We start from the raw sequence: 21184 nt of genomic DNA on the forward strand, positions 1-21184 counted from the left end.
CGACTGCGGTTATAAGCGCGCGTCCGAACGGTCCGGCAGGGCATGCCGTGGCCGTTCCAAATGCTTGAAACCGGCCTCGTCCGTCGGTTCGATACAAAACGGAGTAGCAAAATGCCCAAGATGAAGACGAAATCGGCTGCCAAGAAGCGGTTCAAGATCACCGCAACCGGCAAAGTCGTCGCAGCCGCCGCTGGCAAGCGCCACGGCATGATCAAGCGGTCCAACAAGTTCATCCGCGATGCGCGCGGAACGATGATCCTTGCCGAACCCGATGGCAAGAAGGTTATCAAGAGCTACCTGCCGAACGGTCTCTGAGACCCTCGTCGCTTTGGATCATTAAGGAGATCATGACATGGCACGCGTAAAACGGGGCGTAACTTCCCGCGCCAAGCACACCAAGACTTTGAAGGCAGCCAAGGGTTTCTACGGCCGCCGCAAGAACACGATCCGCGCAGCCAAGGCTGCCGTCGATCGCTCCCGGCAGATGGCGACACGCGATCGTCGCGTGAAGAAGCGGAATTTCCGCGCTCTCTGGATTCAGCGCATCAACGCTGCCGTCCGTGAGTTCGGCCTGACCTACGGCCGTTTCATCGACGGCCTCAACAAGGCTGGCATCGAAGTCGACCGCAAGGTTCTGTCCGACATGGCGATCCATGAGCCGGCCGCCTTCGGCGCGCTCGTCGAAGCCTCCAAGAAGGCTCTCGAATATCTCAAGGAAGCCGGTACGGCCAACGAGTTTGAAAGCGCGGTTCGTTAACCAGCGCTTCCCAGGCTTCATTAGCTTCACTGATTTTGGGAAACCCGCGCTGGTTTGGGCCGGCGCGGGTTTTTCATTGCAGCGCCGCATGTCGGCCGCAACGTGCAAAGGACGCTGCAACGACTGAAATGCCCGTAAACTGCCCGTTATGACGTCTGAATAGATCTCTCCGACCATCACACGGAAGAAACCATGTCCGATCTGGAAAACCTGAAAACTTCGCTTCTGGCGGAAATTGCCGGTGCCGGCGATGAAGCCGCGATCGAGGCGGTGCGCGTCGCAGCGCTTGGCAAGAAGGGTTCGGTCTCCGAACTCCTGAAGACACTGGGCGCCATGTCGCCGGAGGAGCGCCAGAGCCGCGGTGCCGCGATCAACGCGCTGAAGAACGAGATCACTGACGCGATCACGACCCGAAAGACGGTCTTGAGGGATGCGGCGATCGAGGCGCGGCTGAAGGCGGAAACGGTGGATATTACCCTTCCGGTGCGCTCCTCGCCCGCCGAGCGCGGCCGTATCCATCCGATCAGCCAGATCGTCGACGAGATTACCGCGGTCTTCGCCGACATGGGCTTTTCGATCGCCGAAGGCCCGGATATCGAGACGGACTATTACAACTTCACGGCGTTGAACTTTCCGGAAGGCCACCCGGCCCGCGAGATGCACGACACCTTCTTCTTCTCGGCCGATGAAAAGGGCGAGCGCAAGGTTCTGCGCACGCATACATCGCCGGTGCAGATCCGCACGATGGAGGCTGAGAAGCCGCCGATCCGCATCGTCATTCCGGGCAAGACCTATCGCCAGGATTCGGATGCAACCCACTCGCCGATGTTCCATCAGGTCGAGGGTCTCGTCGTCGACCGCAAGTCGCATGTCGGCCACATGCGCTGGATATTGGAAGAGTTCTGCAAGGCCTTCTTCGAAGTACCGTCGGTGACGATGCGCTTTCGCCCGTCCTTCTTCCCGTTCACCGAGCCGAGTTTCGAGGTGGACATCCAGTGCGACCGCTCCGGTCCGATCGTGAAGTTCGGCGAGGGCAACGACTGGATGGAAATCCTCGGCTGCGGCATGGTGCATCCGAACGTGCTGAAGGCCGGCGGGCTCGACCCCGATGAGTTCCAGGGTTTTGCCTGGGGCATGGGTCTCGACCGCATCGCAATGCTGAAATACGGCATGCCGGACCTGCGCGACTTCTTCAATGCCGATGTCCGCTGGATGAACCACTACGGTTTCCGCCCGCTCGACATGCCGACGCTGTTCGGCGGTTTGAGCGTATAAGGGAGGATTGGACCAATGAAATTCACGCTTTCCTGGCTCAAGGATCATCTTGAGACCGATGCCACCCTGGAAGAGATCTGCGAACGCCTGACGGCGATCGGCCTCGAGGTCGAGGATGTCGACGACAAGGCCGCTTACAAGCCTTTCGTCATCGCAAGGGTCATTTCCGCCGAAAAACATCCGCAGGCGGACCGACTCAAGGTGCTGATGGTCGATGCCGATGACGGCAAGCCGGTGCAGGTCGTCTGCGGGGCGCCGAACGCCCGCACCGGCCTGATTGGCGCGTTTGCGAAACCCGGCACTTACGTCCCGGGTATCGATGTGACGCTTGCCGTCGGCAATATCCGCGGCGTCGAGAGCCACGGCATGATGTGTTCCGAGAAGGAACTCGACATGTCGGACAATCACGACGGCATCATCGACCTGCCGGCGGATGCGCCGGTGGGCACGCCTTTCGCGTCCTATGCGGGGCTCGATGATCCGGTCATCGAGATCAACCTGACGCCGAACCGCCCGGACTGCACGTCGATCCACGGCATCGCGCGCGATCTCGCCGCCGCGGGCCTCGGCACGCTGAAGCCGCATGCCAAACCTGCCTTCAGGACGGAAGGCGAGACTTCGGTCGGCCTCAAGATCATCCTCGATGACGACGGGCTCTGCCCCGGCTTCGCGCTTCGCCTCGTGCGCGGCGTGAAGAACGGCCCGAGCCCCGCCTGGATGCAGCAGAGGCTGAAGGCGATCGGCCTTCGTCCGATCAACGCGCTGGTCGACATCACAAACTACATGACGTTCGACCAGGGCCGGCCGATGCACGTTTTCGACGCGGCCAAGGTGACGGGCGGCCTGACGGTCCGCCGCGCGCTGGAAGGCGAGACAGTTCTGGCGCTCGACCAGCGTGAGTATCGGCTTACCCCGAACAATGTCGTCATCGCCGACGAAAACGGCGTGGAATCGATCGGCGGCATCATGGGCGGCGAGCATTCCGGCTGCGACGAGAACACGGTCGATGTGCTGATCGAGTCGGCGCTCTGGGACCCGATCAATATCGCCAAATCCGGCCGCGCGCTCGGCATCATCACCGATGCGCGCTATCGTTTCGAGCGTGGCGTCGATCCGGAATACATGGTGCCCGGCCTCGACCGGACGACCGAGCTGGTGCTTGAGCTTTGCGGCGGCACAGCTGCAGAAGCGAAAGTCGTTGGTTACAAAGGTCATCAGTCGAAGATCGTCGATTTCCCGTTCTCGGAAGTAAAGCGCCTGACGGGTCTCGAAGTCTCGACCGAGGAGAGCCGGCAGATCCTCACCCGCCTCGGCTTCACGGTCGAGGGCTCGGGGGGACGTGTATCTGTCACTGTCCCGTCCTGGCGGCCGGATGTCGATGGCAAAGCGGATCTCGTCGAAGAGGTCATGCGCATCCATGGCGTCGATCAGATCAAGCCGGAGGCGATCGACAGGCTTGCCAGCGTCAACGGTAGGATTCTGACCACGCTGCAGGTGCGCACCCGCACCGCCAAGCGGGCGCTTGCATCCCGCGGTATGCTGGAAGCTGTTACCTGGTCCTTCATTTCCGAAGACCAGGCGAAGCTTTTCGGCGGCGGGCAGCGTGAGTTGAAACTCGCAAACCCGATCGCGTCCGACATGTCCGACATGCGGCCCTCGCTGCTGCCCGGCCTGCTGACGGCCGCACAGCGCAATGCCGACAAGGGTTTTGGCGACGTCGCGATCTTCGAGGTCTCCGGCACCTATGAGACCGATACGCCGGAAGGCCAGCGTCGCGTGGCGGGCGGCGTCCGTCGTGGCACGGCCTCGATCAACGGGACTGGCCGCCTCTGGTCCAGCAATGCCAAGGGCGGCGGCAAGACGGTCGACGTCTTCGACGCCAAGTCGGACGCGCTGGCTGTCGTCGAGGCCTGTGGCCTGCCGATGAGCAATGTCCAGATCGAGGCCGGTGCGCCCGCCTGGTATCATCCGGGCCGTTCCGGCACGATCAAGATGGGGCCGAAGGTCGTGCTCGGCTATTTCGGCGAATTCCATCCGAAGACGCTTGGTGCGCTCGATGTGTCCGGCGCGCTTTGCGGCTTCGAGGTCTTCCTCGACGCCATGCCGGAGCCAAAGAAGAAGGCGACCCGCACCAAGCCGCCGCTCGAGCTTTCGCCGTTCCAGGCGGTGAAGCGCGATTTCGCCTTCGTGGTGGGAAGCGATGTCGAAGCCGGTGCGATCGTCAAGGCGGCCTCGAGCGCCGACCGCAAGCTGATCACCGGCGTCAACGTCTTCGACGTCTTCGAGGGTGCCTCGCTCGGCGAGGGCAGGAAGTCGGTGGCGATCGAGGTTCTGATCCAGCCGGTCGAGCGGACACTCACCGACGAGGATTTCGAGGCGCTGACCGCCAAGATCGTCGCCAATGTCGAGAAGACGACGGGTGGCGTGCTGCGGGCCTAAATCGGGTGGTGTGAATCACCTCCGAGAGATAGCCTGTCCCTCCACGGGGGCAGGCTTTTCGTTTGGAGGGGATGATGCGCACGCCGGGATCGATGAAGGGGCTGGAGGAACTCGGCCGCGTGCGGCTGTCGAAGAACTTCTTCTTCCGTGATTTCCTGTTTTCCGAGATCGCCAATTTCTACGGCATCCCGAACATTCCCGAGGACCCTGATCTCGCGATCGAGGCGGGCCAGCATCTCTGCGAGGAGTTGCTGGAGCCGCTGCAGGCGACGTTCGGCCGGCTGCATCTGCGCTCCGGCTACCGTTCACCGAAGGTCAACGAATTCGGCAACAGGAACAACCTGAACTGTTCGTCAAATGCCAACACCGCGGCCGACCACATCTGGGATCGGCGCGATGCGCAGGGTTTCATGGGTGCGACCGCCTGCGTCGTCGTGCCGTGGCTGATCGACAATTACGGCCGGGAGGGGGACTGGCAAAGGATGGCATGGTGGATCCACGATCATCTGCCTTATGCGTCGATCATGGTCTTCCCGAAGCTCTGGGCGATGAACATCCAGTGGCACGAAAAGCCGGCCCGTCGCATCCGGAGTTTCGCCGAGCCCCGCGGCGTGCTGACGAAGATCGGCATGGCCAACAATGAAGGCGACCATTCCGAATTCTACGAGGGGTTTCCGGAGCTGAAAAGTTAATTGCCATTCGGATCGTTTGTCGTTCTTGGTGACACTGCGAGCATCATAGGCCGTGCCGCGGTAAGCAACTCGGATAATCAGAATGTATTCGCCGCCTTCCATCTTGATCTGACAGATAAGCCGAAATCGGCTGAGAGTTTAGCCCAGCGGGCTTTGATATCATCATCGACGCGGATGCTGCGGGTGGCCATGGATTTGTCCTGCATGTCACACGCAGCACCCAACGCATGACATGCAGGACAAAAATTCAATTCACCGGTTCGTCCAGGCTGCTGCCCGTTGCCCATAGCGTGCGCCGGAGAATTTTTCCGGAGCCAGCATGTCGCCGAGGGTCTTGAGCTCATCGGTCGAGAGCGTGATCTCGGTTGCGGCGACATTCTGCTCCAGATGCGGGATTTTTCTGGCGCCGGGGATCGGCACGATGAAATCTCCCTGGTGGAGCACCCAGGCGAGTGCGAGCTGCGCGGCGGTGACGCCCTTTTCCGCTGCCATGTCCTCCAGCAATTTCACCAGGGAGGCGTTGGCCGCCATGTTTTCTGCGCTGAAACGTGGCAGCGTACGGCGGAAATCGTCGGCTCCGAAATCTTCCGGCTTCTGAACCTTGCCGGTCAAAAAACCACGGCCGAGCGGGCTGAACGGCACGAAGCCGATGTCGAGCTCCCGGCAGGTATCGAGGATTTCCCCTTCCGGATCGCGGGTCCAGAGCGAATATTCGCTCTGGAGTGCGGTGATCGGATGCACCGCATAGGCCCGCCGGATGACTTCTGCACCCGCTTCGGAAAGCCCGAGCGCCCTGACCTTACCTTCCTTCACGAGTTCGGCCATGGCGCCGACCGTGTCTTCGATCGGCACGTCGGGATCGACCCGGTGCTGGTAGAGAAGATCGATCACGTCAATGCCAAGTCGTTTCAGCGAGGCCTCGGCGACTTCGCGGACATGTTCCGGACGGCTGTCGAGCCCGGACATGGCACGGGAATCCGATGCATTCGCGTCGATCTTGAAGCCGAACTTGGTGGCGATCACCACCTTGTCGCGGAACGGCTTCAGGCCCTTGCCGACCAGTTCTTCGTTCCTGAACGGTCCGTAGACCTCCGCCGTATCGAAGAAGTTGACGCCGAGTTCGACGGCGCGATGCAGTGTCCTGATTGCCTCCTGCTCGTCCTGGCCGCCATAGGCATGGCTCATGCCCATGCAGCCAAGACCGATTGCGGAGACGGTCAGTTCTCTTCCGAGCTTCCTCATTTTCATGGGACCCTCCTTCAGGATCGAACGGGATGTCGGGCGTGTTGCCATGCCCGCGGAAAATATCAGGCGCCGGCCTCGTTCAGCATTTTCATCTGATCGTCGGAAAGCGTCAGGTTGCCGGCGGCGATGATCGCTTCCAGCTGTTCGACACTGGTGGCGCTGGCGATCGGCGCGGTGACGCCCGGCCGCTGGATGAGCCAGGCAAGCGCGATCGAGGCGGGTTCCGTGTTGGTTTCCACGGCCACTTCATCGAGGGCGGCGAGGATGCGAAGACCTTTGTCGTTGAGATAGGTCAGCGCCCGTGCGCCGCGCGCCTTGCCTTCCGTGTCGGCCGTGTCGCGATACTTCCCCGTCAGGAAGCCCGAAGCGAGGCCGTAATAATTGATGACGCCGATCTCTTCCCTGATGCAGAGCTCGGCGAGCGGTCCTTCAAAACTGCCGCGGTCGTAGAGATTGTACTGGGGCTGCAGCACGTCGTAACGCGGCAGGCCGGCCCTTTCCGCGGCGTCGAAGGAATCCTGCAGCATCCTGGCGTCGAGGTTGGAACAGCCGATCGCACGGATCTTGCCGGCTTCCTTGAGTTTCGCGAAGGCGCCAAGCGTCTCTTCATAGGGCGTGGTCTCGTCCGGCCAATGGGCGAGGTAGAGGTCGATATAGTCGGTCTGAAGGCGGCGGAGAGAATTGTCGACCTCCTCAAGGATCCATTTGGCGGAAAGGTCTTTCTTGCCCTGGCCCATATCGGAGCCGACCTTGGTGACGATGATGGCCTTGTCGCGGGAAATCCCGCCACGCTTCAGCCAGTTGCCGATGATGGTCTCGGACTCGCCGCCCACATGGCCCGGCACCCAGCGGTTATAGGAGTCTGCCGTGTCGATCGTGTTGAAGCCGGCAGCGAAAAACCGATCGAGCATGTCGAAGGAGGTTTTTTCGTCGGCGGTCCAGCCGAAGACGTTGCCGCCGAAAACGACAGGCGAAATGGAAAGGCCGGTCCGGCCGAGTGCGCGCAGCTCCATGGTTTCCTCCAAATTTTTAAAGTGAGTGGATAGCTTGAGAAAGGACCCTGAGATTAGCCGATGTTCCGCCGACGGCCAGTCCTTATTTTGCGCGGACATTCACTTTTTCAAGCGGGGCATCCAGCATCCGTTGCGCCGGTCCGGCCTGCCCAATAAAGTGCGGCGCCAGTGTTTAAATGGAGGTTGCCATGCTGCGTTTCGGAATCCTGTCGACTGCCAAGATCGGCCGCGAACTGGTGGTGCCGGCCATTCAGGATGCGGAAAACTGTGTGGTGACGGCCTTCGCGAGCCGCGATCTCGCCAAGGCCCGGGCGCTGGCAGACCGGTTTGGCGCGCCACATGCCTTCGGCTCCTACGAGGAGATGCTCGCCTCGGACGTGATCGACGCGATCTATATCCCCCTGCCGACCAGCCAGCACGTGGAATGGTCGATAAAAGCCGCGGAAGCCGGCAAGCACGTGCTCTGTGAAAAGCCGATCGCGCTGAATGCCAGCGAGATCGAGGCGCTGATCGACGCGCGGGACCGTAACAAGGTGCTGATTTCGGAAGCCTTCATGGTGACTTACGCGCCGGTCTGGCTGAAGGTGCGCGAACTTCTGAGGGAAAAGGCGATCGGCGAACTGAAGCATGTGCAGGGCGCTTTCACCTATTTCAATCGCGATCCCTCGAACATGCGCAACATTCCCGAACTTGGCGGCGGGGCGCTGCCGGATATCGGCGTCTACCCGACGATCACCACGCGCTTCGTCACAGAGAAGGAGCCGTTCAAGGTGCAGGCGAAGGTGGAGCGTGATCCGGGCTTCGGCACGGACATCTATTCCAGCATCAAGGCGGATTTCGGTTCGTTCGAACTGACCTTCTATATTGCCACCCAGATGGCCGCCCGCCAGGTCATGGTCTTCCACGGCACCGAGGGCTACATCGAGGTGAAATCGCCCTTCAACGCCAACCGCTGGGGCGCCGAGGAGATCGAGGTCGCCAACCAGAACCATGCGACCTCGCAGATTTTCCGCTTCCCCGACAGCCGCCAGTACAAACGACAGGTCGAAACCTTCGCGCGCGCTGCGAAGGGGGAGAAGGCCGAGGTGGTGACGCTCGAAAATTCGCTTCTGAACCAGAAGTTCATCGACGCCATCTATCGCGCCGGGGGTCACGACGGCTGGGAAGCGGTCTGATGTGGCTCAGTGCCGGAAGACGAAGCGCGAATAGCCGAAGAAACTGTAGACCATGGCCGCCAGCGACGCGAAGGTGACCGCGACGACCGGCTGCAGGAACGACGCCCGGTACATGAGCGCCGAATAGACGGCGTAGTTGAGCAAGGCTGCGGTGATGCCGATCGCCCGGTAGCGAAAGCCTTCGGCAGCGGGAGAACGGGGGGATCGGCCGAAGGTGCGGTTGACGAGCCAGGCGAAAGCCATGGCGGCCATGATCGCCGGGATGCGGGCGAGGAACGGGCCAAATCTGCCGGCTTCGATGAGGATATGCGTGAGCCCGGCATCGATGAGAAAGCCGCCGCCCCCCGCAATCAGCAACCGGAAGAGCCGCTTCATGCCGCGCGAAGGCGACGGATGAGGAGAAGACCGGCGAGAAAATTGATCAGGCCGGCATTGTAGCCGAGAATGGCGATCAGGAGATTGAGATAGGATGCCGGCCCGGGCGAGGTGAGGGTGGCGAGCGCAAACGTGGCGACGATCAGAAACGCGATGAACGCCACCGAAAAGGCAGACCGCATCATGCCGGCACAAACGCCTATCGATGCAGCGGTCAAAAAAAGCACTCGACATCTCCTTTCCGTTCCGGGTGAAGCAAGCATATTCGCCGCGTGCTAACAAATGCTTGCCGGATTCCTATTCAGAAATCCTAGGCACTTTCATCAGACGAGCCCGGCAATCGCCGCTGCCGTCGTTCCGGTCGCAAGGACACGGGTTATCCTCAGCGGCAGAAGACTGCCGGACGAGACATTCGAGAGCGTCAGCGTTTCGCCGGAAAGCATCCGCACCGTCAGATTGCCTCCGGTCCCCACATAGAGCGCCCGCGTGGCCTCTGGCAGATCGCTGCCGTCGCTGGGCGTGATGGAAAAACCGGAAGAGGCGGGGCCGGAAAGCGAGGCTTGCATGTTGGCGAAACGGTCGTGCATGGGCGAAATCTCCTTGAATGTCCTTCGCCGTCATTGTCGCTTTTCTCCCTGCTCCGGGGAAATTTGAGGGCGAAAAAACATCGGATTCCGGAAATCCGGGCTGCTCCACAGAAAGGAAATGTGGCCGTCGTGAAAAAAGAAAAGATGCTGGTTCAAGCGGTTGCGCAATGAGGGAGCCGGGAAAATGTTGCGGCAGCTCCTTGGAAACCTTCCGCTTCGGCCTCGCTTTTCGAGACCAATCGTCCCCGTTTCGCTGCGCTTCGGATGGTGAATTTGCGTGCCACATCCTTTAAAAGAACGGGATGAACAGTCTTATCGCCAACGATTCGCCTACGAACGTCGCTGAATATTCGGTGTCGGAACTCTCCGGCTCGATCAAGCGCACGGTCGAGAACGCTTTCGACCACGTGCGGGTGCGGGGCGAGATTTCCGGCTATCGCGGCCAGCATTCCTCGGGTCATGCCTATTTCTCGCTGAAGGACGACCGCGCCCGCATCGATGCTGTCATCTGGAAGGGCACCTTCCCGCGCATCAAATTCCGGCCTGAAGAGGGCATGGAAGTCATCGCGACCGGCAAGGTCACCACGTTTCCGGGCTCGTCCAAATACCAGATCGTCATCGAGAGCCTAGAGCCGGCAGGCGCTGGCGCGCTCATGGCACTGATCGAGGAGCGACGCCGGCGGCTTGCAGCCGAGGGCCTGTTCGATCAGAACCGCAAGCGGCCTCTTCCCTTCCTGCCGCATGTGGTCGGTGTCGTGACTTCGCCGACCGGCGCCGTCATCCGCGACATCCTGCACCGCATCTCCGACCGCTTTCCGGTGCATGTCATCGTCTGGCCGGTGAAAGTACAGGGCGAAGGGTCGGGTGACGAGGTGGCCGCAGCGATCCGCGGCTTTAATGCGGTTGTTCCGGGCGGCCCCGTCAAGCGGCCGGACGTGCTGATCGTCGCGCGCGGCGGCGGCAGCCTTGAGGATCTCTGGAGCTTCAACGACGAAGCGGTGGTGCGGGCTGCGGCGGAAAGCGAGATCCCGTTGATCTCAGCCGTCGGCCATGAAACCGACTGGACGCTGATCGACCATGCGGCGGATGTGCGTGCCCCGACGCCGACGGGTGCGGCGGAAATGGCCGTGCCGGTCAAGGCCGATCTGGACGCGCAGATTGCCAACCTGACGGCGCGCCTTCGGGGTTGCGCCAGCCGTCAGATGGACCTGCGCCGCCAGTCCGTAAGGGCGCTGGTCCGCGCGCTTCCTTCGCTTGACCAGTTGCTGGCTTTGCCGCGGCGCCGTTTCGATGAGGCGGCAGCCGGTCTCGGACGTGGGCTTGAGCGTACGACCGTCGTCAAGCGTCGCAGTTTCGAGCGAGCCTCATCGGGTCTCCGGCTGGAACTGCTCACGAACCGCCTTGCCCAGCAGCGGCAATTGCTGGCCGACCGGATCACACGCAGCGAACGCTGCCTCGAACGGCAGTTGTTGCGAGAACGCGGGCGCGTTGCGAAATTCGAGGCATCGTTGAAGGCCCTGCCGGCGCGGCTGATCGGCCAGTTGCAGCGCGATCGGCAGCATCTCACGTCGTTGTCTCGTCATGCGGATACGGCGGTTTCGCACACGCTTGCCCGCAGCCGTTCGGCGATCACGGCACAGGATCGCGTGTTGCAGTCGCTCTCCTACAAGAATGTGCTGAAGCGCGGCTTTGCCGTGGTGCGCGGGGAAGACGACAGGCCGCTGACCCGTGCTGCCGGCATTGGTGAGGGAAAGGCGATCGCTGTCGAATTCGCCGATGGACGTATCGCGGCTGTGACGGGAGCGGGTGGTGAGCTCGCCGAGCGGCCTCTCGCTCCGCCACAGCCGAAAAAGCGTGTGGTGAAGCCTGAAAGCGGGAGTGACAAGCCGAAGCAGGGCAGCCTCTTCTGATGCGGGTTCTACTGGTTCTCGCCCATCCCGTGCCCGAAAGCTTTGCGGCTTCCGTCGCTCGTGCGGCACGCGAGACCCTGGAGGCAGGCGGCCATACGGTCGATCTTCTTGATCTTTATGCAGAAGGTTTCGATCCGCGGCTGACGGAGAAGGAGCGGCGCGGTTATTTCGACGTGCCTTACGATACGTCTGATGTCGCCGATCTGGTTGCGCGGCTGCAGGCGGCGGAAGCGCTGATCCTCGTCTTTCCGCAATGGTGGTTCAATCTGCCGGCGATCCTGAAGGGCTTCTTCGATCGCGTCTTCGCGCCGGGCGTGGCCTTCCGCCATGACAAGGCCGGTGGGCGGATCATTCCGCTGCTTACCAATATTCGCCATTTCTGGGCCTTCACGACGACCGGCTCACCCTGGTGGATCGTGAAATTCTATATGGGCGATCCCGTTCGCCGGCAGTTGAGGCGCGGTATTGCGATCTTCTGCAGCAAAAAGGTCGATTTCCGCATGCTGGCGCTGCACGACATGGACCGTGCGACCGACGAGAAGCGGAAGTGGCACCTGGAGCGCGTCAGGGCCGCGCTCCAGGTCTTGCGGTAACCGATCAGGCAGCGCCTGGATCAGGCCCATTCGCCCCTGCGCATGACCGGCACCTTCGAGCCGTCAGCCTTGATACCGTCAATATCCACCTTGTCGGAGCCGATCATCCAGTCGATGTGGATGAGGCTCGAATTGCCGCCCTGTGCCTTGATCTGATCCTGGCTGAGCGATGCGCCGTCGAGGAAGCATTTCGAATAGCACTGGCCGAGCGCGATGTGGCAGGAGGCGTTCTCGTCGAAAAGCGTGTTGTAGAACAGGATGCCGCTCTTGGAGATCGGCGAGGAATGCGGCACCAGCGCCACTTCGCCGAGCCGGCGGGCGCCTTCGTCGGTGTCCAGCACCTTGTTCAGCACTTCCTCGCCCTTGGTCGCCTTGGCTTCGACAATGCGGCCGCCCTCGAATTTCACCTGGATATTGTCGATCAGCGTGCCCTGGTGCGACAACGGCTTGGTGCTCGACACATGCCCTTCGACGCGCAAGGCGTGCGGCGTGGTGAAGACTTCCTCCGTCGGGATATTCGGGTTGCAGGTGATGCCGTTCTTGGCGGTGGAAGCCCCGCCATGCCACTCGTGGCCGTCGGCGAGACCTACGGTCAAATCCGTCCCCGGGCCAGTGAAATGGAGCGCGGAGAAGCGTTCGCCGTTCAGCCAGCTCGACCGCTTCTTGAGATTGGCATTGTGCTCCGCCCAGGCCGAAATCGGGTCGGCGACATCGACGCGCGATGCGGCAAAGATCGCTTCCGCCAGCTTGCCGACGGCTACGTCTTCGGGAACGTCCGGGAAGACCTGTTTGGCCCAGGACGGATTGGGATAGGAGACGATGTTCCAGTTGATGTCGAAATTGGCGATCTTTTCCAGCGCCGGCTTGTAGGCCATGGAATTTGCCTTGTTGGCGCGCGCCACCTTGGACGGGTCCTGGCCTGAAAGCAGCATTGGGTTGTCGCCGGCAATGGCAAGGCGCGCCGCGCCATTGCCATAGGCCTTGGCCATGCCCTCGTAGAGCCAGTCGGAGGCTTTGTCGAAGCTTGCGTCCGGCGCAAATTCATAACGCGCCAGCGTGGTTTCCTCGTCAGAATAGAAGGTCGTGACGATACCGGCCCCGGCCTTGTAGGCATGCTTGGTGATGAGCCGGACGAGCGGCAGGGCGGCAAGCGGCGCCGTGATGACCAGATCCTGACCCTTCTCGAGCCTGAGGCCCACCTTGATGGCCACTTCCGCCAGTTTCTCGAGCTTCTGCGGATCGACGACGGTTTGAAAATTCGGCACGATTGTCATGGGGGCCTCTGCTTTCTTCCTGTGCGATCTGCCAGACTTAAAGAGGTTTGAGGCAAAATTGAAGATCGTTCAGCGATCCATTGCTGCCTTGACCGCCGCGATGTTGTTTGCGTGAACCTTCTCGTAGGGTGCGAAATAGAGGGTCGCACCGGAGGCGATTTCTTCTGCCGCGAAGGATTTGAGGGAGGGATCTATCTCCTCTCCGGCCGTAATGGCGCCTGTCAGCCGTTGCAGATAGGCCCGGTTCGCATCGATCAGGGCCGGACCGTAGCCGCCTGATGCGATACGGTCCGGATCGCCATGTGCCGGCAGGATTTTGGCGATCGGCCAGCTGCGCATGCGTGTCAGTTCCACAATATGCATTCCGATCTCGGCCGCCTCCGAAATATAGGTGACGGTATCCTCGACCGTGTCGCCGGCCAGGAGCAGTTGCTGCTCCGGTAGCCAGATGACATTGCCGTCGGCGCTGTGGATGGCGAAATGATGCAGTTCGACCTTTTGGGTGCCGACGACGAGGTCGAGCCGTTTCTCGAAAACCGTATTCGGCATGACGAGCGGCGAGATCGGCGGATCGGCGCTCTCGATCTTCTCGCGGTTTTGCGCGAGCCTTTCGGCAGTCAGCTTCAGCGCGATGATCTCGCAGTCCGAAAACACCGCATTGCCAGCAATATGGTCATCGTGCCAGTGGCTGAGCACGACCCGGATCGTGGTGACCCCGAGCCCTTCGAGATGAGCGCGGATGGCGCGGGCATGATCGAGCGAGATATGCGTGTCGTAGACGAGCGCCTCCTGTCCATCGACGACGGCATAGGAAGCGACGCCGAGCGCATAGGCGCCATCATCAAGCCAGTTGGCCGTTTCGGCATGCAGCCTTTTGCCGGCTATCCGTCCGTCGTAATAGGCGAAGATGCCCGGAAAGGGCTCGAGGATTCGCAATGTCGCGGTCATTTCGGACATGGTCGTCTCACGTTACGAGCGGGGCAGCGATCGCCTTCAATGCATCCCGTGCTGCTTTCGGGTCAAGCCGAACCTGCAGGCCGCGCTGGCCGCCATTGATGAAGACATGGGGTTCGTCAAGCGCCGTAACTTCGATCGCGGTCGGCACCTGTTTCTTCTGCCCGAACGGGCTGATGCCGCCGACATGATAGCCGGTCGCGCGCTCGGCGTCAGCGGGCTTCATCATGTTGGCTGACTTGCCGCCGAAGGCGGCGGCGAGCTTCTTCATCGAGACTTCACGATCCGACGGCACCACGACACAGACCGGCTTGCCGTCCACTTCCGCCATCAGTGTCTTCAGCACCCGGCGTGGCTCCTCGCCGATTGCTTCCGCGGCCTGCAGGCCGATCCGGTCGGCATTCGGATCGTAATCATAGGTGACGGTGGTGAAGGCGACACCCGCCTTGTCGAGAGCCTGGGTGGCGCGAGTGGTCTTGGACATATGGCCTGCTATCGATCCAACTGGGAGTGAGAACGGTCCAATTTGTCCAGAAGGGCAAGCCCGCGTTTCTTGTTCCCCTTCGCCGCAAGCAAGCGGAAACGGGTTTCGATATCGAATTCGGCAAGTGCCTTGGCCGAGAACTCTTCGAAAAGTTTGTTAATGCTCGTCCCGCGCGCTGCAGCGAGTGCTTTGAGGCGTTCATGCTGATCCGAAGGAAGTCGTATTGTCAGAGTGCTCATTTTGCAGTTCTCCAAGCCAGAAACTCACCGGCAGTGAAAATCTTCAGTTTCGGAAATGCCAGTTCCGATTGAGCGAAATCGCGTTTATTTGCCGTTATGATAACGTCTGCGCCGCCGCTGATCGCCAGTTCCAAAATGTGATTATCCGCTTCGTCGCGAAGATTGGGCCGCCAGAGGAAATAAATCGATACCCATTGGCAACACGAGAAGAAGGCCTGCAGCAACTCCGCTCTCTCCTCAACAGAAAGCGGCGACCGAACAAAGAGGTCATCCCTACTACAAACATCTTCGTATTCCGAGAAAAGGGCGTTCGCCATTAAAGGTGTGATCTCCTCCTGTAAACACAAGCGGATCACCTGACGAGGCGTGCCTTCCGCATTCATAATAGCGGATATAAAAATGTTCGTGTCGACTACAACCTTCATGAGGTGACAGCATATATGCTATCATACCAACGTCAACAACTCAGCCGATTTCTGCCTCATAAACCTCCGGCTTGAAGCCGACGACCAGCTTGCCGTCTGCTTCGAGAACGGGGCGCTTGATCATCGAGGGCTGGGCAAGCATCAATTCGATTGCCTTCTCGCGGTCGAGCCCGGCCTTGTCGGCATCGTCCAGCTTCTTGAAGGTCGTGCCGGCCCGGTTCAGGACCATCTCCCAGCCGGCGCGATCCACCCATCGGTCAAGATGGGCTCGGTCGATGCCTTCGACCTTATAGTCGTGAAAGTCGTAGGCGACGCCCTTTCTGTCGAGCCAGGCGCGGGCCTTCTTCATCGTGTCGCAGTTCTTGATGCCGTAGATCGTGATTGCCATCGAATACCCCCTGCTTCGGGCAGACCGATAACAAGAGCAGCACTTGCCATGCAAGTCATTGCGCTTGCTCAATGAGCGTTATGTGAAAGCTGCATGTCTCCCTTGTTCTGTTGTGCATTGCACAAAAGCGGGCAAAACATCATATTTTAGTGGAACGAAAAAGGAGAGATTAACATGTCCATCAAGAGCAAGACCCGTGGTGGTGCCATTGGCCGCGCCTTCGCCGTCATGAGCGCTGCGATCTCGGTTTCGGCCGCCGTTGAAAACCATCGTCGCCCGAACAACAGCGATCTTCAGATGCTCGGCATCGACCCCAAGGCTTTCGACCGGATCGGCTAAGCCCGATCCTCGATCCTTCGGGCATCCGACAAGCTCACTCTCAGCCTTAAGTATAGGGTCGGGAGTGATACACGTGGAAACTGTCCGTTAACCATCGCTATCAGATAATCTCCTAATATCTGGGAGGTGCAGGTGAGCGCGATCGGGCAGGTCATCAGGGAAAGTGAAGCATCGGACGCCGAGCCTCTCGACGGTGAGGTATTGAGGCGTTCTGTCGTCAAGCTCGCGAGCGAGGCTTCGGCCCTTGGCATTCATCTGGTCGATATAGCCGGCGCCGTGCAAGACACCGCCGCCCAATCCTCCCAGCATGCGGCGTTGTTGAGCCGTCTTACCCAATCCGCGCAATCGATCGCGGAAGCCAACGGGCAGATCGCCCGTTCCCTTCATGAATCTGATGAGTTGACCGCGAACGCCCGGCGGGTGCTCGGCGAGCAGGCCGAGCAGCTTTCAGGATCCGTCGCCGCGATCGACAACATGGTCGATGCATCGCAGGAGATCGGCGCGGAGATCAAGCTTTTTTCGGCCGCTCTGGGGGATGTCGGACGGCTGGCCGAGGCGATCGGCACGATCGCCCGGCAGACGAACCTGCTCGCACTGAATGCCGCAATCGAGGCGGGGCGCGCGGGCGAGGCCGGCAAGGGATTCGCTGTGGTTGCCGCGGAAGTCAGGGCGCTCTCCCTTCAGACATCCCAGACGACGAGCTCGATCCAGACGACGCTCGACCAGTTGAATAGCCGGATCGACCGATTGGTAACAGCCGGCGAAGGCGCCAGCCGTTCCGCCGAAGGGGTCAAGGCGACCGCGCTGAAGGTGCAAGGGTCCTTCAAGGGCGTCGAGGACGTCATGACCCGCATTCTCGACAACGCATCCTCCTTGACCGGGACGACCGAGACCGTCGACCGGCAATGCGGTGAATTCGCCTCTTCGATCGCGTCCGCCGCGAACGCGATCCTGAAGTCCAACGACCAGCTCCAGGAAACCTCGTCCCGAGTCGGCGAGGTGGTAACGATTTCAGAGCGGATGATCCAGGCGACCGCCAGTGCCGGTGTCGAGATACCGGACAGTCCTTATATCCGCCAGGTGATGGCGCTTGCCGCCGACGTTTCGGCCGCTTTCGAATCCGGCATGAAATCCGGCCGCATCGATCTCGCTTCGCTTTTCGACCGGCAATATGCGGCGATTCCGGGCAGCGATCCCGTCCAGTACATGACACGCTTCACCGATTTCACCGATACCGTTCTGCCGCCGATCCAGGAGCCGGCAATCGAAGGCGATGAGCGCATCGCCTTCTGTGCCGCAGTCGACGAGAACGGCTACCTGCCCACCCATAACCGCAAGTTCTCGCAGCGCCAGCGTCCCGGGGACGTGACCTGGAACATGGCAAACTGCCGCAACCGGCGCATTTTCAACGATCGCGTCGGCCTCGCCGCCGGCCGAAACCAGGAGCCTTTCCTGCTGCAGACCTATCGCCGCGACATGGGCGGCGGCCAGTTCGTGCTGATGAAGGACATTTCCGCACCGATCACGGTGAGCGGCCGCCATTGGGGCGGCCTGCGCCTGGCGATCCGGGTCTAAAGCATGTCGCGCAAAAGCGTGCAGCGGTTTTGCGCGACATGCGCGAAAAAAGAACTTAAAGTGGGTCAAGCGAATCTGAAAGATCGCGGCACGCTTTGAGTTGCGGTCTTTCCCTCATAGGCTTCTTCCAGGCGGGCGATGTCGATCTTTTTCATCTTCATCATTGCTTCCATGACCCGGTTTGCCCGGATGGCATCACGGTCCGTCAGCATCATCGGCAACCTGGCATAATTGACCTGCCAGACGAGACCGAATCGATCCGTCAGCCAGCCGCAGGGTTGCTGCTGGCCGCCTTCGACGAGCTTGTCGTAATAGCAATCAATCTCCTTCTGCGTTTCGCAATGGACGAGGAAGGAGACGGCGCCGTTGAACCTGGCCCACGGCCCGCCGTTGATGGCGGCGAAACTCTGGCCCTCGAGTTCGAAGGCCATCGCCAGAACCGACCCCTTTGGCCGTGGACCGGCTTCGCCATAGCGGGACACATCCGTAACGCGCGAGTTCTCGAATATCGAGACATAGAAATTGACGGCCTCTTCCGCATTGTCCTCGAACCAGAGATGCGGAACGATCTTGTGCTTCTGGATGGCCATTTTGCTCTCCTCTTTCGGTGACCGTCTCAAAGGACGGAGCGACGCCGCTCGACCCGACATGGCGGCCAGAAATTTTCAAATCATCAAGCGTAATTGCTCTGGCGACGAAGGGTAGGGCGGTGCGGCCGGGTCGAACCGCCACCGTCCGAACTCTTCATGCCGGCTCTCCCCGTAATGGCTGTAGATGAGCAGGAACTCGCCTGCAGTCCAGGCATACGGTTGAGGGACGGGCAGAAGATCGATGTGGCCGCAGTCGTAGATGACCGTCACATGCGGCTCGAAAGACGTGAGCGGAAAACGGGGCAGATTATGCCGCGAGAGCGTATTGCGAAGTATCCTCACAAAGCCCCTGAGTTCCCGATTCACCGTCGAACTCGTCAGTACGAGATGCCTCTTGCGGCCAAACAGGTTACTTCCGTCAAGCGCAATCGGAATGGGCCTTGCTCCGATCTCACCGATCGCCTTTTGAATAGCGGGGATGAGATGCCGCGGCGGCGCGCGGAATTCTTCCATGCAAAGCAGCGTCATGTGCAAGAGGTGTGGCGGATAGGCGGGCCGCCTTGTTCTGTCGAGCGAATGCCGGGCAGCGGCACGGTTCATCCGAAATGACAGGGAGGAGGTGGGTTTCAGGCCGAAGAACAGCTTGCTTGGCTGCAGCCCTGCCGCATTTTCGGAAGGAACCCGAGCTTCGCCAAAGGGAAGCGAGGATTGGCTCACATGTCTCCCCAAGCTCATCTCGCCACCGTCTTGATCGTTCCATCCCGGCTTCCTGCCAATGATGAAAAACTAGCGGAGCTTGCACGAGGTGTAAAGAACAAAAAGTGAACATACGGATTATGGTTAATCCGCCAGTCGCTCCGGCAGCGGTTTCAGGGGATAGACCTGCCAGAAGAACGTGTCGGCTGCGGCCTGATCATAGGAAAAATTGCGGGCTTCCCTGATCTTGCCGTTCTCGATGCGGAAGGCGAGCACCCAGATGGTGTCGACATTGCCGACCTCGCGGTTCGACCAGCCGCGATGCATGTCGATCACCCAGTTCTCGTCGGCCATCAGCGCGATCAGTTCGGCGCGGAAACCGGCCTTGCCAAGCTGTTGGAAGAAGGCGGCGACCTCCGCCTTGCCGCGCTTGGTGCCGGCGAGCGGATGATGGCCGGGAATATACCATTCGATGTCATCGGCAAAGAAGTCGGCCACCTTGCTCATGTCGCCCGCGGCATAGGCGGCGTAATAGTCGGTGATGACCTTGCGGTTTTCTTCCGGACTGGCGGCCATGGCGGGCACTTCTGAAAAGAGGGCGGTGATGACGAGTAAGGCTCGGGTGAGCGTTCTGGACATGGTTTCCTCGCGAGGGTCAGCGGGTCTGCCGGGCGCGTTCGGCGGCGCGCGCAACAAGGCCGCGATCGCCGGTTTCATGCGTGTAGGTCATGGTGAGTGCCGAGACCTTCCATGCATCACTCACTTTCGTGAGCTCGTAGCGGTAATGGCCCATCAGCACCCAGAAATCGTTGTCGATACGGTGAGTGGCCTGGAAATCGGCTTCGGCCGTTGCGGTCGCGCCGCGTATGGCGGTGATCGTAGGGTTGGTAACGAGATGCAGTGTTTCGTCGAAGCCCGGCAGGAAGTCCGACCATTGTTCGATCACCGCATCGGCCGGCTGGATTGCGGCCTCGCCGCCCCAGAGGCTGGTGTAATCGAGTTTCACCTCGTCGGCGAAGGCGTGGCGGACGCGATCCCATTGATGCCGGTCAGCACCAGCGGCGATATCGGTGATCGTGTCTAGGATGGCGGCGCGATCTTGCGGATCAATCGGCTGGGCTGAGTGGTCCGGGCGGTTGAAATGCGCCGCCACAGCGTCGGCGGCGATGGTTACCGGGCCCGGCTGATCGTAGAAATCGAATTGGCTGACGCCATCAAGCCAAAGCTCGGACTTTTCGCCGGGAAGAAGCGCATAAAAGGCATGCGCCCCCTGCGGCACGGCTGCCGCTTCCGAATGAACGATCAGCACCGGCTCGTCGAGCTTTGCCCCGAGCGCTACGGAATCGTAGGTGAGCCAGGGCTCCCAGGAGGCGAGGTTGAAGCGGTTGTCATATTGCGGATTGAGCCCACGCCCTTCCTCGGTGTAATACGGGATCTGGTACATGAGCGAGGTCTGGTCGGTGGCGCTGGCGGCGGTAATGATCTGGGGCTGGCCTCGGCGTTCGGCAGCTTCCGCCTCTCGTGAGGTGGCAATCAGCCTGGAAACGCCGTCCGGTCCGCCATAGACCTGGTTGACGATGTCCCTGTTGTGCAGCCAGGGCGCCACCAGCGCGACGGAGGCGAAATTCGCATTGCCCGTCGCGGCCGCAGCCATGTATCCGGCAGAGGCGCAGATGCCGAGCCCGTTGATCCGGTCGCCATCCACCTCCGGCAAGGTGGCCATGAACGCGGCCGCCGCGGCGATATCGCCGGTTTTGGTTGCCGGATCCTCCTTGAAGCGGATAGCGCCACCCGACTCGCCCCAGCCGCGATAGTCGAAGGCAAGCGCGGCAAAGCCGCGTTCCGCCATCTCGCGGGCATAGAGGCCGGACATCTGCTCCTTGATCGACGTCCACGCGCCGGCGACGATGACGCTGGGGCGTTTCTGACCGGGCTGATAATCCGCCGGCAGATAGAGCGTGCCGGCAATCGTTGTGCCTTCATTCCCGAAGGAGACCTTGCGTGTCTGGATGTCGGCGGCGAATGCGGCGGACGTCATCAGCGCCGCGCAGAAGGTCGAAAGAGCCGTGGTTTTCATGCTGCTTCTCCTGTCTCCATTCGGATCACGAAGGATTGCAACTCTCCGCCCGTTTCACAGGCGCGGTTCTTGGCGTTTATTA

At 60.8% G+C, this 21184-nt stretch carries 25 protein-coding genes; 10 read left to right on the forward strand and 15 right to left on the reverse strand.

Features of this window, described 5'->3' with window-relative positions; translation table 11 throughout:
- Positions 1–111: 111 nt before the first annotated feature.
- From rpmI to QEO92_RS26275, 5 genes are all read left to right on the forward strand, one after another.
- Complete coding sequence (gene rpmI / locus QEO92_RS26255) at positions 112–315, forward strand: 50S ribosomal protein L35 (protein ID WP_037159489.1); 204 nt, start codon at positions 112–114, stop codon at positions 313–315.
- 37 nt (positions 316–352) lie between these two features.
- On the forward strand, positions 353–757 hold the full coding sequence (rplT, locus tag QEO92_RS26260; RefSeq protein WP_037159486.1) for a 50S ribosomal protein L20: 405 nt from the start codon (positions 353–355) through the stop codon (positions 755–757).
- A gap of 192 nt (positions 758–949) precedes the next feature.
- A complete protein-coding gene (pheS, locus tag QEO92_RS26265) occupies positions 950–2032 on the forward strand; it encodes a phenylalanine--tRNA ligase subunit alpha (protein WP_227704979.1) in 1083 nt (360 codons plus the stop codon).
- A gap of 15 nt (positions 2033–2047) precedes the next feature.
- Positions 2048–4471 carry a phenylalanine--tRNA ligase subunit beta gene (gene pheT, locus QEO92_RS26270; protein ID WP_227704980.1) on the forward strand — a complete coding sequence of 808 codons (2424 nt, stop codon included), beginning with the start codon at positions 2048–2050 and terminating at the stop codon, positions 4469–4471.
- Positions 4472–4545: 74 nt separating this feature from the next.
- The gene (locus QEO92_RS26275; RefSeq protein ID WP_227704981.1) at positions 4546–5163 is read left to right on the forward strand and encodes a hypothetical protein; all 618 of its coding nucleotides are present in this window, start codon (positions 4546–4548) and stop codon (positions 5161–5163) included.
- A gap of 252 nt (positions 5164–5415) precedes the next feature.
- Here the strand turns inward: QEO92_RS26275 and QEO92_RS26280 are convergent, their stop codons facing one another.
- Together QEO92_RS26280 and QEO92_RS26285 are read right to left on the reverse strand one after the other, a co-directional pair.
- Positions 5416–6411 (reverse strand): aldo/keto reductase, encoded by a 996-nt coding sequence (locus tag QEO92_RS26280; RefSeq protein WP_227704982.1) that lies wholly within the window; start codon positions 6409–6411, stop codon positions 5416–5418.
- Between the two features lie 59 nt (positions 6412–6470).
- Positions 6471–7421, reverse strand: a complete 951-nt coding sequence (locus QEO92_RS26285) for an aldo/keto reductase (protein WP_227704983.1) — start codon at positions 7419–7421, stop codon at positions 6471–6473.
- Positions 7422–7609: 188 nt separating this feature from the next.
- Between QEO92_RS26285 and QEO92_RS26290 the strand changes: the two genes are divergently transcribed.
- Positions 7610–8596 carry a Gfo/Idh/MocA family protein gene (locus tag QEO92_RS26290; RefSeq protein WP_227704984.1) on the forward strand — a complete coding sequence of 329 codons (987 nt, stop codon included), beginning with the start codon at positions 7610–7612 and terminating at the stop codon, positions 8594–8596.
- Between the two features lie 6 nt (positions 8597–8602).
- Here QEO92_RS26290 and QEO92_RS26295 read toward each other — a convergent pair whose 3' ends face one another.
- The 3 genes from QEO92_RS26295 to QEO92_RS26305 form a co-directional block, all read right to left on the reverse strand.
- Complete coding sequence (locus QEO92_RS26295) at positions 8603–8971, reverse strand: GtrA family protein (RefSeq protein WP_227704985.1); 369 nt, start codon at positions 8969–8971, stop codon at positions 8603–8605.
- Positions 8968–9198 (reverse strand): hypothetical protein, encoded by a 231-nt coding sequence (locus QEO92_RS26300; RefSeq protein ID WP_227704986.1) that lies wholly within the window; start codon positions 9196–9198, stop codon positions 8968–8970. The genes QEO92_RS26295 and QEO92_RS26300 overlap by 4 nt, the downstream gene beginning before the upstream one ends.
- Positions 9199–9294: 96 nt before the next feature.
- Positions 9295–9558, reverse strand: coding sequence for a spike base protein, RCAP_Rcc01079 family (locus QEO92_RS26305; RefSeq protein ID WP_037159459.1), 264 nt, complete (start codon positions 9556–9558; stop codon positions 9295–9297).
- Between the two features lie 302 nt (positions 9559–9860).
- Between QEO92_RS26305 and xseA the strand changes: the two genes are divergently transcribed.
- Both xseA and QEO92_RS26315 read left to right on the forward strand, forming a co-directional pair.
- Positions 9861–11468, forward strand: a complete 1608-nt coding sequence (gene xseA / locus QEO92_RS26310; protein ID WP_227704987.1) for an exodeoxyribonuclease VII large subunit — start codon at positions 9861–9863, stop codon at positions 11466–11468.
- On the forward strand, positions 11468–12061 hold the full coding sequence (locus QEO92_RS26315) for an NAD(P)H-dependent oxidoreductase (RefSeq protein WP_037159454.1): 594 nt from the start codon (positions 11468–11470) through the stop codon (positions 12059–12061). Before xseA ends, QEO92_RS26315 begins: the two co-directional genes overlap by 1 nt.
- A gap of 20 nt (positions 12062–12081) precedes the next feature.
- Here the strand turns inward: QEO92_RS26315 and QEO92_RS26320 are convergent, their stop codons facing one another.
- The 6 genes from QEO92_RS26320 to QEO92_RS26345 all read right to left on the reverse strand — a co-directional run bounded on the left by QEO92_RS26320 (position 12082) and on the right by QEO92_RS26345 (position 15825).
- Positions 12082–13335, reverse strand: a complete 1254-nt coding sequence (locus QEO92_RS26320; protein ID WP_037159452.1) for an aminopeptidase — start codon at positions 13333–13335, stop codon at positions 12082–12084.
- A gap of 69 nt (positions 13336–13404) precedes the next feature.
- Positions 13405–14292 carry an MBL fold metallo-hydrolase gene (locus QEO92_RS26325; RefSeq protein ID WP_037159450.1) on the reverse strand — a complete coding sequence of 296 codons (888 nt, stop codon included), beginning with the start codon at positions 14290–14292 and terminating at the stop codon, positions 13405–13407.
- Positions 14293–14299: 7 nt separating this feature from the next.
- The gene (ybaK, locus tag QEO92_RS26330) at positions 14300–14773 is read right to left on the reverse strand and encodes a Cys-tRNA(Pro) deacylase (protein WP_227704988.1); all 474 of its coding nucleotides are present in this window, start codon (positions 14771–14773) and stop codon (positions 14300–14302) included.
- An 8-nt stretch (positions 14774–14781) separates the two neighbouring features.
- Entirely contained in the window at positions 14782–15012 is a 231-nt protein-coding gene (locus tag QEO92_RS26335; protein ID WP_037159446.1) for a ribbon-helix-helix protein, CopG family, read from the reverse strand.
- The gene (locus tag QEO92_RS26340; RefSeq protein ID WP_037159443.1) at positions 15009–15437 is read right to left on the reverse strand and encodes a putative toxin-antitoxin system toxin component, PIN family; all 429 of its coding nucleotides are present in this window, start codon (positions 15435–15437) and stop codon (positions 15009–15011) included. The genes QEO92_RS26335 and QEO92_RS26340 overlap by 4 nt, the downstream gene beginning before the upstream one ends.
- A 40-nt stretch (positions 15438–15477) precedes the next feature.
- Positions 15478–15825, reverse strand: a complete 348-nt coding sequence (locus QEO92_RS26345) for an ArsC family reductase (RefSeq protein WP_037159440.1) — start codon at positions 15823–15825, stop codon at positions 15478–15480.
- Between the two features lie 174 nt (positions 15826–15999).
- Between QEO92_RS26345 and QEO92_RS26350 the strand changes: the two genes are divergently transcribed.
- Both QEO92_RS26350 and QEO92_RS26355 read left to right on the forward strand, forming a co-directional pair.
- Entirely contained in the window at positions 16000–16164 is a 165-nt protein-coding gene (locus tag QEO92_RS26350) for a hypothetical protein (protein WP_200884034.1), read from the forward strand.
- A gap of 132 nt (positions 16165–16296) precedes the next feature.
- The gene (locus QEO92_RS26355) at positions 16297–17739 is read left to right on the forward strand and encodes a methyl-accepting chemotaxis protein (RefSeq protein WP_227704989.1); all 1443 of its coding nucleotides are present in this window, start codon (positions 16297–16299) and stop codon (positions 17737–17739) included.
- A 65-nt stretch (positions 17740–17804) separates the two neighbouring features.
- Here the strand turns inward: QEO92_RS26355 and QEO92_RS26360 are convergent, their stop codons facing one another.
- The 4 genes from QEO92_RS26360 to QEO92_RS26375 form a co-directional block, all read right to left on the reverse strand.
- Positions 17805–18329, reverse strand: coding sequence for a VOC family protein (locus tag QEO92_RS26360; protein WP_227704990.1), 525 nt, complete (start codon positions 18327–18329; stop codon positions 17805–17807).
- A 75-nt stretch (positions 18330–18404) separates the two neighbouring features.
- Positions 18405–19046: a 2'-5' RNA ligase family protein gene (locus tag QEO92_RS26365; protein ID WP_227704991.1), complete on the reverse strand. Its 642-nt coding sequence runs from the start codon at positions 19044–19046 to the stop codon at positions 18405–18407.
- A gap of 123 nt (positions 19047–19169) precedes the next feature.
- The gene (locus QEO92_RS26370) at positions 19170–19664 is read right to left on the reverse strand and encodes a nuclear transport factor 2 family protein (protein ID WP_227704992.1); all 495 of its coding nucleotides are present in this window, start codon (positions 19662–19664) and stop codon (positions 19170–19172) included.
- Between the two features lie 16 nt (positions 19665–19680).
- Positions 19681–21102: an alpha/beta fold hydrolase gene (locus tag QEO92_RS26375; RefSeq protein WP_227704993.1), complete on the reverse strand. Its 1422-nt coding sequence runs from the start codon at positions 21100–21102 to the stop codon at positions 19681–19683.
- Positions 21103–21184 lie beyond the last annotated feature (82 nt).

The sequence above is a fragment of the Neorhizobium petrolearium genome (assembly GCF_029854435.1).
Taxonomy (GTDB): domain Bacteria; phylum Pseudomonadota; class Alphaproteobacteria; order Rhizobiales; family Rhizobiaceae; genus Neorhizobium; species Neorhizobium petrolearium.

Coding starts and splice junctions, on each gene's coding strand:
- rpmI (WP_037159489.1), top strand. CDS start 112: ATGCCCAAGATGAAGACGAAATCGGCTGCCAAGAAGCGGTTCAAGATC.
- rplT (WP_037159486.1), top strand. CDS start 353: ATGGCACGCGTAAAACGGGGCGTAACTTCCCGCGCCAAGCACACCAAG.
- pheS (WP_227704979.1), top strand. CDS start 950: ATGTCCGATCTGGAAAACCTGAAAACTTCGCTTCTGGCGGAAATTGCC.
- pheT (WP_227704980.1), top strand. CDS start 2,048: ATGAAATTCACGCTTTCCTGGCTCAAGGATCATCTTGAGACCGATGCC.
- QEO92_RS26275 (WP_227704981.1), top strand. CDS start 4,546: ATGCGCACGCCGGGATCGATGAAGGGGCTGGAGGAACTCGGCCGCGTG.
- QEO92_RS26280 (WP_227704982.1), bottom strand. CDS start 6,411: ATGAAAATGAGGAAGCTCGGAAGAGAACTGACCGTCTCCGCAATCGGT.
- QEO92_RS26285 (WP_227704983.1), bottom strand. CDS start 7,421: ATGGAGCTGCGCGCACTCGGCCGGACCGGCCTTTCCATTTCGCCTGTC.
- QEO92_RS26290 (WP_227704984.1), top strand. CDS start 7,610: ATGCTGCGTTTCGGAATCCTGTCGACTGCCAAGATCGGCCGCGAACTG.
- QEO92_RS26295 (WP_227704985.1), bottom strand. CDS start 8,971: ATGAAGCGGCTCTTCCGGTTGCTGATTGCGGGGGGCGGCGGCTTTCTC.
- QEO92_RS26305 (WP_037159459.1), bottom strand. CDS start 9,558: ATGCACGACCGTTTCGCCAACATGCAAGCCTCGCTTTCCGGCCCCGCC.
- xseA (WP_227704987.1), top strand. CDS start 9,861: ATGAACAGTCTTATCGCCAACGATTCGCCTACGAACGTCGCTGAATAT.
- QEO92_RS26315 (WP_037159454.1), top strand. CDS start 11,468: ATGCGGGTTCTACTGGTTCTCGCCCATCCCGTGCCCGAAAGCTTTGCG.
- QEO92_RS26320 (WP_037159452.1), bottom strand. CDS start 13,335: ATGACAATCGTGCCGAATTTTCAAACCGTCGTCGATCCGCAGAAGCTC.
- QEO92_RS26325 (WP_037159450.1), bottom strand. CDS start 14,292: ATGTCCGAAATGACCGCGACATTGCGAATCCTCGAGCCCTTTCCGGGC.
- ybaK (WP_227704988.1), bottom strand. CDS start 14,773: ATGTCCAAGACCACTCGCGCCACCCAGGCTCTCGACAAGGCGGGTGTC.
- QEO92_RS26335 (WP_037159446.1), bottom strand. CDS start 15,012: ATGAGCACTCTGACAATACGACTTCCTTCGGATCAGCATGAACGCCTC.
- QEO92_RS26340 (WP_037159443.1), bottom strand. CDS start 15,437: ATGAAGGTTGTAGTCGACACGAACATTTTTATATCCGCTATTATGAAT.
- QEO92_RS26345 (WP_037159440.1), bottom strand. CDS start 15,825: ATGGCAATCACGATCTACGGCATCAAGAACTGCGACACGATGAAGAAG.
- QEO92_RS26350 (WP_200884034.1), top strand. CDS start 16,000: ATGTCCATCAAGAGCAAGACCCGTGGTGGTGCCATTGGCCGCGCCTTC.
- QEO92_RS26360 (WP_227704990.1), bottom strand. CDS start 18,329: ATGGCCATCCAGAAGCACAAGATCGTTCCGCATCTCTGGTTCGAGGAC.
- QEO92_RS26370 (WP_227704992.1), bottom strand. CDS start 19,664: ATGTCCAGAACGCTCACCCGAGCCTTACTCGTCATCACCGCCCTCTTT.
- QEO92_RS26375 (WP_227704993.1), bottom strand. CDS start 21,102: ATGAAAACCACGGCTCTTTCGACCTTCTGCGCGGCGCTGATGACGTCC.